The organism is Rhodococcus baikonurensis, assembly GCF_040489275.1.
Classification (GTDB): Bacteria; Actinomycetota; Actinomycetes; order Mycobacteriales; family Mycobacteriaceae; genus Rhodococcus_F; species Rhodococcus_F baikonurensis.
The window spans coordinates 13,100-25,607 of sequence record NZ_JBEUOQ010000014.1; the positions used below are offsets into that span (position 1 = coordinate 13,100).

Sequence of the window (12,508 nt, forward strand, 5' to 3'; positions counted from 1 at the left end):
TTCACGACGCCACCCACGGCGCAATCGGATTGCCCTGCCAGCGGGTGGAGGGCGGAACGGTGTCACCTCGCATCACCAGAGATGCAGGCCCTACCGTCGCTCCCGCGCCGATGCCGGCTGCGGGTAGCGCGACACAGTGCGGTCCCAGCGTTGCTCCTGCTCCCAGGGTGACGGTATCCATGGACATGATCCGATCATGGAAGAGATGAGTTTGCACGACGCACCCCCGTTCCACCGTTGCTCCGTCGCCCAAAGTCACAAGATCTGCCTCGGGTAGCCAGTACGACTCACACCAAACGCCCTTGCCGATCTTTGCCCCGAGCCCACGTAGGAAGATGTTCAGTACGGCGGTACCAGTCGCCGCCCGCGCGAACCACGGCGCTGCGACGGTCTCGACGAATGCGTCGGCTACCTCGTTGCGCCAGACGAACGAACTCCACAGCGGATGCTCGACCTTGGCGATGCGTCCGACGACGATCCACTTGGCGGCGATGGTGATCGCGCCCGCCACTGCTCCGGCGACGAGCAGAACTACCCCGCTCAGCAGCGCAGCGAACCAGAATCCGACTGCACCGACCAGTGCTTCGAGGGCGAACAGAACACCGAGACCGATGCCGAACGTGACCATCACGGGGAGCAGTCGGCAGGTTTCGACCACTCCGCGGGCGATCTTGAGGCGCATCGGCGGATTGAACGTACGGGCGGCGTCGGTGTCCCCGGCAGCCCTTCTCAGTCGTACCGGTGGACTACCCAGCCACGATGACCCGGACTTCGCCTTGGACGGGGTAGCCGACAGAACCGCCACCAGACCGTTCTTGGGGACGCGTCGACCAGGTGCGGTCATACCGGAGTTGCCGAGGAACGCGCGCTTGCCGATCTTCGCCTGTTCGATGTGCATCCAGCCGCCGCCGAGGCCGTAGCTCGCAACCATGGTGTCGTCGGCGAGGAATGCGCCGTCGGCGACCGTCGTGAACTTGGGAAGGAGGAGCACGGTGGATGCTTCGACGTTCTTGCCGATCTTGGCGCCGAGGAGGCGGAGCCATCCCGGCGTCAGCAGGCTCGCGTAGAGCGGGAAGAGGAAGGTTCTGGCCGAGTCGAGCAGGCGTTCGGTCGCCCACACCTGCCAGCCGATGCGGCTGCGGACAGGGTGGTAACCGGGGGTCAGCCCGATCGAGAGAAGACGAACGGCCACCAGTGTGATGACTGCGAAGACGAGCAAACTCAAGATGGTCGCGACCGGAAGCATGATCAGCGATTGGAGCACGGCACTCGCGAGCGTGTCGGTGTCGCGAATCCACCAACCGATCAACGCGATCCCGGCCATCAGAGCGAAGATCGGCATACCGGCCAGGAAGACCGAGGTGACGCCGTATACCGGTACCCAGCCGGGTGCGCGCTTCGGATGTTCGGCAGGCCACGGATGATTCGCTTTCCCGATCTTGGTGGCGGGGGATCCGGCCCATTGCTGGTTGGCCTTCACCCGACCGAACACCGCAGATCCGGGTTCGACGACGGCGTCCCGACCGATACGCGCGCCGGGCAGAAGCGTCGAGCGTGAACCGACGGAGGCGCCGTCGCCGATCTTGATCTCGCCGATGTGAATGACGTCGCCGTCGATCCAGTGGCCGGAGAGGTCGACTTCGGGTTCGACGGAGCAGCCGTCACCGAGTTCGAGCATTCCGGTGATCGGGGGAAGCGTGTGGAGATCGACGCCGCTGCCGATGTCGGCGCCGAGGGCACGTGCGTAGTAGAGCATCCACGGAGCACCCGAAAGATTGGCTGCGCCACTGGCTTCGGTGAGCCGCAGCGCGATCCACAGACGCAGATGCTCGCTACCTCCTCGCGGGTACGTACCCGGTTCGAGTTTGCGCAGGAGCAGGCGCGCTCCGACGACGGCGATGGTCATGCGCCCGATCGGCGTGATGAACACGATGAACGCCAACAGGATCCACCACCACGAGACGGTGGGAGCCCAGCTGACATCGACGAACCAGCCGAGGACGTTGTTCGCGATCGCCAGCCACGTCACCCACTGCAGTCCGGTGAGCGTCGTGAGCGGAACGGTGACGGCGATCTGCGCCAGCTGAGTCTTCAACGGTGTGGGAGCGACGATGCGGGGCTCCACAGTTGCGGTGGGCGCCAATTCGTCCAGGTATTCGGCGAGCGACCCCAACCGTGGATGGTCGTAGAGCTGTGCGACGGTCACTTCGGGGAACCGCTCGCGTAGGGCGGTGACCAACTGAGCAGCGGAGAGGGATCCGCCGCCCACTTCGAAGAAGTCGTCGTCGAGTCCGGTGATCTGCGCGCCCAGGATCGAACCCCACAGACCGGCAACCCAGGCAGCGGTGCCGTCGAGCCCCAACGCGGCCCCGGCGTCCTCACCGGCACCGGGCAACGGCCAGGGCAACGCGTTGCGGTCGACTTTGCCCGACGTGCGCGTCGGAAGTTCGTCCATCAACGCCAGACGCGGCACGAGGGCCGCGGGTAGCTGCTCGCTGAGCAGAGCGTGAGCTGCCTTGAGGTCGAAGTCGGGATCCGTGCTCGCGATGTACCCGACGAGGAGTTGATTGCCGGCAGCCGTCTTCTTCACGGCGGCGGCAGCGCCGCTGACGCCCGGCAGGTTCTGCAAGGCGTTGTCGACCTCACCGAGTTCGATGCGCCGGCCGCCGAGCTTGACCTGATCGTCCGCGCGGCCCTGGAACATCAGGCCGGTGGTCTCGAGACGGACCAGGTCGCCGCTTCGGTAGGCGCGTTCCCACCCGAGCGAGGGCATCGACGCGTACTTCTCGGCGTCCTTCGCGGGATCCAGGTAACGGGCCAGGCCGACGCCACCGATCACCAGCTCGCCCACCTCACCGACTGCGACGGGATTGCTCTGCGCGTCGACGACGGCAAGGTCCCAACCGTCGAGGGGGAGTCCGATGCTGACGGGGCTCTTGCCGTCCATCAGCGCGCCGCAGGCCACGACGGTCGCCTCGGTGGGCCCGTATGTGTTCCAGACCTCGCGGCCCTCGACGGCGAGGCGCTCGGCCAGCTCGGGTGGGCAGGCTTCGCCACCGAAGATCAGGAGCCGAACGGCTTCGAGAGCTTCGGCCGGCCACAGCGAGGCAAGGGTCGGCACGGTGGAGACGATGCTGACGTCACGCGAGACCAGCCACGGGCCGAGGTCCATGCCGCTGCGGACCAGGGAACGAGGCGCCGGAACGAGGCAGGCGCCGTGACGCCACGCGAGCCACATCTCCTCGCAGGACGCGTCGAATGCCACGGACAGTCCCGCGAGGACGCGATCACCAGGTCCGATGGGCTCGTCCTGGAGGAACATGCGCGCCTCGGCGTCGACGAACGCCGCGGCATTGAGATGCGTGACCGCGACGCCCTTGGGGGTGCCGGTAGACCCGGAGGTGAAGATGATCCAGGCGTCGTCGTCGGGTTCGGGTTCGCGAACCGGCGGATGTTCGAGCCGCTTCGGCGCCGTCCCCGGCTGGATACCGTCGCCGGTGATGATCGCCGCTACCTGCGCTTCACCGAAGACCAACTCGGCGCGCTCTTCCGGATCGTCGGCGTCGACGGGCACGTACGCTGCGCCCGCCGCGAGGATCGACAGGATCGCCACGTACAGCGACCGTGAACCTGACGGCATCCTGATTCCGACGCGGTCACCTGCGCCGACACCGGCATCACCGAGCCAGCGTGCGCCGAGCTCGATCTCGTCGAGCAACTCCGAGTACGACAGTGTGGTGTCGCCGTCGTCGATGGCAGGTGCTTCCGGGTTGGCCTCGGCTGAGGCCCGCACGATGTCGATGAGCGTGCGCGGCGCAGGTGCATGCGCCGACCGTAGGAATACGGACGGAATCCCGAAAGACTGTTCCGTCTCCGACTGCGACTGGAGTGGCAAACCCGTTGGTCCTGTTCTACTCACGAAACTTAGAGTCCTGCGAACTGTCGAGTTGAAAGTCTCATGACAAGTTTGCGAGTTGGTGAACAGATATGCCTAATGCAACATGCCGAACGTGCCGGTCAGTCCGTACTGGCAGCTTGCGCGTGGCCTTCTGCCGAGTCGGCGAACTCGGGTGTGTCGAACACCTCTCCGCCCAGCGGATCGACGACCTTCGAATCCTCGGAGAAGTCGACGGCGCCGGTGTCCGGGTCGATGTTGACCGCATGGGCGGGAACTTCGTGCACCGCGACGAGCATGTGGGCGTCGGAGGGTTCCGTCGTGATCCCGTTTTGCGACGGGGTCAGACCGGCGAAGGTCGACGAGATCTTCAGATCGCGGAGCCGCTTCTCGGTGGGTTGTGGAACGTCGGTCGACGCCGGGGTATTGGTCGAAACTCGCAGGTAGCGCGGTGCCGAAGCGACCTCGTACCGGAACGCCTTCAGCATCGACAGGCACGCGAGCACCATGATGACCGAGAACGGCACAGCGGTGGCGATGGCAACGGTCTGCAGCGCGGTCAGCGATCCACTGCCACCCACGATGAGGAGAACCGCGGCGGCGGCGCCCGACAGGAACGTCCAGTAGACGCGCGTGATCTTGGACGTCTCCAGGCTGCCACCCGTCGCGAGGATGTCGATGACGATCGAGCCGGAATCCGCGGACGTGACGAAGAAGAACACAATCACGACGATCGCGAGGACACTCGAAATCGTTCCGAGCGGAAGTCCGTCGAGAAGCGTGAACAGAGACGTGTTGGTGTCCACGGCGCCGGATGCGTCGAGCATCGTGCCCTCGTTGCGCTGACGCAGGATGCCGGAGTTACCGAAGATCGTGAACCACAGCGAACCGACCAGCGTGGGGGCGAGCAGCACGCCGAAGACGAATTCGCGGATGGTGCGGCCGCGTGAGATGCGCGCGATGAACATGCCGACGAACGGTGCCCAGCTCATCCACCAACCCCAGTAGAAGATGGTCCATGCGCCCTGCCAGCCGTCCTCGGCGAACGGGGACGTGCGCAGCATCAGCTCGGGCAAGGCTTGGACGTATCCGCCGAGGTTCTGCACCCACGACTGCATGAGGAACAGTGTCGGTCCCAAAATCAGGACGAACAGGGCCAGCGCTGCAGCGAGCATCATGTTGATGTTGGAGAGCCACTTGAGGCCCTTGGTGACGCCGGAGACCACCGAGAAGGTGGCCATGCCCGTCACGATGACGATGATGGTGATGACCAACCAGTTGTCGGTCTCCACCCAGCCGAGGTAGTCGAGGCCGGCCGAGATCTGCTGGACACCGAATCCCAGCGACGTAGCGACGCCGAACAACGTGCCGACGATGGCGACGACGTCGATGGCATGGCCGATCTTTCCTTCGATGCGAGCGCGTCCGAGGAGTGGCTCGAGCAGCCAACGGATCGACAGTGGACGACCCTTGCGGTAGGTCATGTACGCCAGACCCAGACCGACGACGACGTAGATCGCCCATGCATGCAGGCCCCAGTGGAACAGCGTCAGTTCCATTGCTTGATTGGCCGCGGCATCCGTGGATCCGGCGATCTGCCCGGCGACGGGAGGAGTCACGTAGTGCGAAAGCGGTTCTGCTACTCCGTAGAACACGAGGCCGATACCCATGCCTGCGCTGAAGAGCATCGCGAACCACGAGAGCATTCCGAACTCGGGCTGCTCGTCGTCGCGTCCCAATCGGATGTTGCCGATACGGCTGATTCCGCAGTAGAGAGCAAATATCACGAACCCGGTCGCGGAGAGGATGTACCACCAGCCGACGCCGTCGCTGATCACGTTGTTGAGTGTTTCGAAAGCATCCGCGGCGGTTCCCGCGTAGATCACGGCAAAGGCGATCAGGGCAAAGATCACTATCGACGCGGGAATGAACACGGGTTTCCGTAGTTCACGCCACGCAGTTTTGACCGCAGTCATTCCACTCCTCGAACGTTCAGGCATTCACAGCGCCCGTCAGGGCGGCCACGTGTCACGCGTAGGTGGGCGTTTCGCTCACACCATCGCAGTCAAGACCGGGCTATTGCTTTGAAATTCAACGTAACGCCAAGGTTCGGTCAAACTCAACTGAGCGAATGATGCTGCACTGTCGCGAAAATTGTCGTGGGTAGACGCTGATCTTGTTGTAAATCGTTGAACAATAGCCGAATTGAGCTGTTCGTGGAACGCCGAAAGACGAATTCGATTGGTACGGTGAGCTGCATCGGTCAGGTCGACGCTCACTGATCGATCGTATCTGTCAAACTCGGTGAAACAGCCTGTCTGTCAGGTGGTTAACTCCTGGCGTGCTCGCTCGATCCCGGCAGTGAGACGCCGATACCTAACTGTGATTGTGATGGTCGCAACTATCAGTGCTGCGGGCCCTGTTCGCCTCGTTGGGCGTCGATCAGATCCATCGCATCCTTCAGGCCCAAGCCCGGATGTAGTTCGCGTAGTGCCTTGATTGCCGGAATGCGGTCGTCAGTCGACGCGAGTGCATTGCGGACGTCGTCGGCGGGTACTTCGGAGGGGGCAGTTGTCCCGTCCTGCCACGCCGGCTGCGGATTGTTCCTGGTTCGCCAGGCTTGGACGGTGTAGTAAGCAGATCCGACCGTCGCGAAAAGCCAGATCGCGAACCATACCCAATTCCAAGCTGTGGGTTCCGTGATGACCTTGTCGATGGCGCTTGGGCCGAAGAAAACGAGCAGCCAAGCCAGCGTGATCGTCTGCCACCATCGCTCGACGCGCCTGCTCGGATTCCACCACTCGGCCATCGATCGATACTCGCACAGGGGTGCTGTTTCGGTGCGACGATGGAGATCATGGAGATTCGTGATGCGGTGGAGCGATTTCGAGGGGAATCAGGGGCCTCGACGATTTTCGGAGAACCGCACCAGACCAGCGACGGAACGACGATCATCACGGTTTCGCGTCTGCATCGGCGGTGGCGCGGAGACCCCATACCGGTGCCAGTGGGAGTGTTCTCGATCCACGAGGGTGAGCCGTCGTGGTCACCGGCTGTCGATCACACCCGGGCGGCTCTGATGGGGGAGTTCATCGGGTTGGCGGCCGCCGTGATCGCGACTCTGGCCGTTCTACGTCGACCGCCCTGGCCTGATGTGACGATTCAGAAGGGGTGACCCAGAATCACGCCGATCAGCTGGAACGGCATTGCCAGGAACATCGATCCGACATAGAGCGGATAGCGAATCGGATCGCCGGCGAGGTAACCCTCGGCGAGCCAGGCCATTACGTCTGCTGATCCCATATTCGTTACTTCCCTTCGCTGTTGCGGTTCACCGATGTTTTCGGCTGTGGGAGTTGTTTTGTTACAAGCGAACTCGAACGGGAGCAGATGCGATGGCAACGTCGACGCAGCAAACGTCGTCGAGGGCTGTTGGAGGCATTTCTCGGCGACCAACCGCTTCCGCTCGCTGACGACACATCTGCGGAACCTCCGCCAGGACGCTGGACCACATGAGTCTGGGCACTTTGCCCCGTGTGGTCGTGAAATCGGTGCATTCTGCACATATCGGGTCGTTTTAGCGGCTTCTACAGTCACTGCATGACAACTACACTTTCTCTTCTTTCAGGCAAGACCGTCGTCCTGATCGGCGGCGGAACGGGCATCGGGCTGCGAGTGGCGCAGCTTGCCGTCGACGCCGGCGCGCAGGTTGTGCTCGGTGGCCGAACCGCATCCAAACTCGAAGCAGCGGCCTCGCAGCTGGGTGAAGCCGCACACTGGTTCACCGTCGACACCTCGGACGACGACTCGGTGAAAGCGTTCTTCACCAACATCCCCAGCGTCGACGCGCTCTTCACCACGGCTGCCGATTACCAGGTCGGCTCATTTCGTGAACAGAGTGTCGAGGATGCGGCGTCGCCGTTCACATCGAAGTTCTGGGGGCAGTACCGCGTCGTACACGCTGCGCTCGACAAGCTGACCCCTACCGCGTCGGTGGTCCTCATGTCCGGCGCTGCCAGTGTGCGGCCGCCAGCGGCCGCTGCGGCATATGTGGCAGCCAATGCGGCAATCGAGGGGCTCGGACGCGGGTTGGCGGTCGAGCTGTCGCCGATTCGCGTCAACACCGTCGCGCCCGGAACCATCGACGGGCATCTCTGGGCTCAGCGCCCGGCAGAGGTTCGAGAGTCGGCCTTCACGTGGAGTGCAGAGAACAACGTCCTCGGCCGCGTCGGGAACGAAGACGAGATTGCACAAGCAGTGTTCTATCTCTTCACCAACACGTACACAACGGGTTCCACCCTTTACCCCGACGGCGGGTACGCGTTGCGCTAGACCCGTGCCACATGACGACTGTGGAATCGCGACTGCGTGAAATCGAGACTGTGCGAAATGCATTGTCGTAACACGAAGAAACGTCGATTCGCCCATAGGTGTGACCCCGGACACATTCGTACCGTCTTCTCCGAGAACACTTCCCAACTATTCGAGGAGTCCGTCATGAACAAAGCATCGACAACCGCCGGCGGCGGCGAAGTGTCCGACGGTGACGACTACGCGCTCACCCGCGTACCCGACGAAGCACGGTATTCGTGGTTTTCGGTGGCAGTACAGCGATTCGGTCAGGTGTCGGCACTCGCGCAGTTCCTGCTCGGTGCGACGCTCGGTTACGGTATGACGTTCTGGAATGCCTTCTGGGCATTGACAGTCGGCGCGGTGATCCTCGAAGTCGTCTGTATCTTCATCGGAATCATCGGAGTTCGTGAGGGGCTCAACACGTCGGTGGTCGCGCGCTGGTGCGGGTTCGGTCATGCAGGCTCGGCGGTGATCGGACTGGTGATCGGGGTCAGCCTGATCGGCTGGTTCGGCATCCAATCGGCCGTCTCTGCATCAGGGTTGCACGGGATCATGCCGTTCCTGCCGCAATGGGCGTGGGCTTTGGCTTTCGGTCTCCTGATCACTGCGATAGTCCTGCGCGGGTTCGGCTCCATGCAGCTGATCGCCAACATCACCGTTCCGCTGTTCCTGATCCTGGTGGGATGGGCCGTCATATCCGAACTACGTAATCACTCGCTGTCGGATCTGATGACATCTGCTCCGGCCGGGCCGGAGCTCAGCTTTCTTGCGGGAACCACCATTGTCGCAGGCGGTTTCATCGCCGGCGCGGTGATCACACCCGACATGACGCGCTTCAATCGCACGGCAGGCGACGTCGTGAAGCAGACGCTCGTCGGAATCACGTTGGGTGAATACGTGATCGGGCTGACCGGCGTACTTCTCGCGCATGCCGTTCGCAGCTCCGACATCGCCACGATCATTCTCTCGTCGGTCGGCTGGGTCGGCGTTCTGATCATCGTTCTCGGCACCTTCAAGATCAACGACTGGAACCTCTACAGTTCGGGTCTCGGCATCGTGAACTTCATCGACGTCGTGTTCGGTCGAAGGATCAACCGCGCCGTTGTCACGGCAGTCGTCGGCGTCACGGGTTCGGTCCTCGCCGCCGCCGGAATCCTGAACTCGTTCACCGACTTCCTGATCCTGTTGGGCGTAGGCTTCCCGCCCATTGCCGGGATCATGGTGGCGGAATACTTCATCGTCAAGACCTGGCGCAAGGATCTGGACGAGAGTCGCGCCGCCGGCACCCTACCGAGTTCGGCACCCACCTGGGTACCGGCCACGCTGGTGATCTGGATCGTCTCGGCGCTGATCGGTCATTACAGCACCTTCGGACTGCCATCCATCAACGCGGTGGCCTCGGCATTTGTTCTCTATGTCGTCGCGGGTCGACTCGGCCTGATTCGCGGAGTCGGACGCACCGCAACCGAAGCGCCGCAAGAGCCTTCGGGCTCGTCTGCACTCACGCACTAGCACTACAACTGTAGAAAGGAGTTCGCGATGCGAATCGGAATCGACGTCGGCGGCACCAACACCGACGCAGTCCTGATGGACGGGACCACCGTCATCGGGCATGTCAAACACTCGACCAGCAAGGACATCACCGGCGGAATCGGCGGAGCGCTGACGGCGCTGCAGCAGCAGTACTCGTTCTCTCCCAATGCTGTTCAAGCAGTGATGATCGGTACGACGCACTTTCTCAATGCTCTCATCGAGCAGCGCGGGCTTGCCCCCACCGCGGCGCTGCGACTGGGACTTCCGGCGACTGCCGCGCTGCCCCCGATGGTGGGGTGGCCGCGAGACCTGGTCTCCGCTGTGCAAGGAAGACACTACCTCGCTCACGGTGGGCACGAGTTCGACGGTCGTCGTATCTCGCCGCTGGATCCCGACGAGATTCGTCGCCATGCTGCCGATATGGCTCGCAGTGGTACTCGTTCGGTCGCAATATCTTCGGTGTTCTCTCCGGTCAATCTCGAATGCGAGGTTGCTGCCGCTGAAATCATCCGAGAGGAACTCGGACCGGACGTCGCAATTTCGCTCTCGCACGAGATCGGTCGAGTGGGTCTGCTTCAACGTGAGAACGCGACCATCATCAATGCTGCTCTGCGCGAGCTCGCCGATCACATCGTCGACGGACTCGCCCGTTCATTGGTCGAGCACGGCATCGTCGCACCGCTGTATCTGAGCCAGAACGACGGCACCTTGATGGACATCGAGTACGCAAGGCGTTATCCGGTAGCAACTTTCGCGTCGGGACCGACCAACTCCATGCGCGGTGCCGCTGTGCTGTCCGGTCTGGCGAGCTGTGCGGTGATCGACATCGGCGGAACCACCACGGACGTCGGTGTACTGACCAACGGTTTTCCGCGAGAAGCAACCACCGAGGTGACCGTGGCCGGGGTGCGGACCAATTTCCGTATGCCGGATGTGTTCTCGATCGGCATCGGCGGTGGTTCGTTGGTGGATGCAGACGGACTCACAGTGGGGCCCGGATCGGTGGGATATGAATTGGGTTCACGGGCACTCGTCTTCGGCGGAGACACGTTGACGGCCACCGACATCGCCGTCGCGGCAGGTTTGGCCGACGTCGGTGATCGCCATGCGGTGGCGCACCTCGACCGCGGCCTGGTGTCGACGGCGCTCGAACGGATCTCGCGGAGAGTCGCCGACGCCGTGGAGCAGATGCGAACCACGTCGGATCCGCTACCGGTAGTGGCGGTCGGGGGCGGATCGGTATTGCTGGAGCGTGAACTTCCCGGCCTGGGCACGGTGATTCGCCCTGAGCGTTTCGACGTCGCCAACGCGATCGGCGCCGCCATCGCGCAGGTCAGTGGTGAAGTCGATCGTGTCGAAGCGGTGCGGGACGGTCACCGTCACGTTCTTGCCGACGACGCCCGTCAAGAGGCGATCGATCGGGCGGTGGCCGCAGGCGCACGACCCGAGTCCGTGCAGATCGTGGAGTTCGACGAGGTCCCGATTCCGTACCTGCCGGGCAACGCAACACGTATTCGAGTGAAGGCAGTCGGTGACCTGGCACTGCACAGTGGTCTGGTCTCCACCGGTCAGGAGGGCTCACGATGAGTTGGACACTACGAACGGCAGACCTCGACGACCTCGCCAGGGGCGCAGCTCTGTTGGGCACCGGCGGCGGTGGAGATCCGTTTGTCGGCAAGATGCTGGTCGCGCAGGCGCTCGGTGAAGCCGGTGAGATCACGATTCTGGATCCGGAGGAACTCGACGACGACGCGTGGGTGATCCCTGTCGCGCAGATGGGTGCACCGACCGTTGTGGTCGAGAAAATGCCACGCGGAACGGAACCCGAGCTGGCACTGATCACATTGGAGCGGCACTCGGGGCGAACCGCGGATGCGACGATGCCGATGGAGTGCGGGGGAATCAATTCGATGATCCCGTTGCTGGTGGCCGCACGGCGCGGACTTCCGGTTGTCGATGCCGACGGGATGGGACGGGCATTTCCTCAGCTCGAAATGGAAACCTTTTCGGTGTACGGGATTTCGGCCAGCCCGCTCGCCATGGCGAACGAGCACGACGAGGTGGCGATCTTCGAGACCGGCAGCGACAACAGCAGATTGGAAGGTCTCGCCCGCGGGGTGACGTCGAGGTTCGGTGGGATGGCGCACATCGCTCAGTACTCGATGACGGGTGCAGATGTGAAGCGCACGGCTATCCCACGAACTCTGTCATTGGCCCTGACCATCGGTCGGTCCATCAGGGCTTCGCGTGAGCAGCGGGTGGACCCCGTCCAGGCGCTGGTGGACAGTCTGTCCGACACGCTCTACGGATACGGGCGAGTTCTCTTTCACGGCAAGGTGATCGATGTCGACCGGCGAACCGATGAGGGGTTCGCTCGGGGTTCGGTGCGGATCGCCGGCGTCGGAGACGAAGAGCTGGAAGTCCAGTTCCAGAACGAGAATCTGATCGCCCTGCATTCCGGAGTACTGCATTCTGGGGTACTGCAATCCGGAGTGCTGGTGGCCATCGTGCCTGACTTGATCTGCATCGTCGAGGCCGACACTGCCGAACCCATCACCACCGAGGGCTTGCGGTACGGGCAGCGCGTCGCGGTCATCGGGATCGCGACTCCACCCATCATGAGAACACCCGAGGCACTGGCGGTCTTCGGTCCGGCGAGTTTCGGACTCGATCGGCCGTTCCGGCCGGTGGAGACGCTCGAGCAACCCGTGCTGGCAGAATAACGAG

10 protein-coding genes are annotated in these 12,508 nt (G+C 63.1%); 5 read left to right on the forward strand and 5 right to left on the reverse strand.

The window, feature by feature from the left end:
- Position 1: 1 nt before the first annotated feature.
- The 4 genes from ABWI03_RS26090 to ABWI03_RS26105 form a co-directional block, all read right to left on the reverse strand.
- Entirely contained in the window at positions 2–3,895 is a 3,894-nt protein-coding gene (locus tag ABWI03_RS26090; RefSeq protein ID WP_095973432.1) for a Pls/PosA family non-ribosomal peptide synthetase, read from the reverse strand.
- A gap of 122 nt (positions 3,896–4,017) precedes the next feature.
- Positions 4,018–5,871 (reverse strand): BCCT family transporter, encoded by a 1,854-nt coding sequence (locus ABWI03_RS26095; RefSeq protein ID WP_095973431.1) that lies wholly within the window; start codon positions 5,869–5,871, stop codon positions 4,018–4,020.
- Positions 5,872–5,946: 75 nt separating this feature from the next.
- Positions 5,947–6,174: a hypothetical protein gene (locus ABWI03_RS26100; protein WP_166812646.1), complete on the reverse strand. Its 228-nt coding sequence runs from the start codon at positions 6,172–6,174 to the stop codon at positions 5,947–5,949.
- A 125-nt stretch (positions 6,175–6,299) separates the two neighbouring features.
- Entirely contained in the window at positions 6,300–6,704 is a 405-nt protein-coding gene (locus tag ABWI03_RS26105) for a hypothetical protein (protein WP_296553772.1), read from the reverse strand.
- A 39-nt stretch (positions 6,705–6,743) separates the two neighbouring features.
- On the opposite strand from ABWI03_RS26105, the gene ABWI03_RS26110 reads away from it, so the two are divergent.
- Positions 6,744–7,070: a hypothetical protein gene (locus ABWI03_RS26110; protein WP_095973429.1), complete on the forward strand. Its 327-nt coding sequence runs from the start codon at positions 6,744–6,746 to the stop codon at positions 7,068–7,070.
- Here ABWI03_RS26110 and ABWI03_RS26115 read toward each other — a convergent pair.
- Entirely contained in the window at positions 7,058–7,198 is a 141-nt protein-coding gene (locus ABWI03_RS26115; protein WP_003941170.1) for a hypothetical protein, read from the reverse strand. The two genes, ABWI03_RS26110 and ABWI03_RS26115, sit on opposite strands and share 13 nt — an antisense overlap.
- A gap of 297 nt (positions 7,199–7,495) precedes the next feature.
- Between ABWI03_RS26115 and ABWI03_RS26120 the strand changes: the two genes are divergently transcribed.
- The 4 genes from ABWI03_RS26120 (at position 7,496) to ABWI03_RS26135 (ending at position 12,504) form a co-directional block, all read left to right on the forward strand.
- Complete coding sequence (locus ABWI03_RS26120) at positions 7,496–8,227, forward strand: SDR family oxidoreductase (protein WP_298773453.1); 732 nt, start codon at positions 7,496–7,498, stop codon at positions 8,225–8,227.
- Between the two features lie 165 nt (positions 8,228–8,392).
- On the forward strand, positions 8,393–9,760 hold the full coding sequence (locus ABWI03_RS26125; protein WP_298773455.1) for a purine-cytosine permease family protein: 1,368 nt from the start codon (positions 8,393–8,395) through the stop codon (positions 9,758–9,760).
- A 27-nt stretch (positions 9,761–9,787) separates the two neighbouring features.
- The gene (locus tag ABWI03_RS26130; protein ID WP_200314431.1) at positions 9,788–11,368 is read left to right on the forward strand and encodes a hydantoinase/oxoprolinase N-terminal domain-containing protein; all 1,581 of its coding nucleotides are present in this window, start codon (positions 9,788–9,790) and stop codon (positions 11,366–11,368) included.
- The gene (locus ABWI03_RS26135) at positions 11,365–12,504 is read left to right on the forward strand and encodes an S-methyl thiohydantoin desulfurase family protein (RefSeq protein ID WP_298773460.1); all 1,140 of its coding nucleotides are present in this window, start codon (positions 11,365–11,367) and stop codon (positions 12,502–12,504) included. Before ABWI03_RS26130 ends, ABWI03_RS26135 begins: the two co-directional genes overlap by 4 nt.
- Positions 12,505–12,508 lie beyond the last annotated feature (4 nt).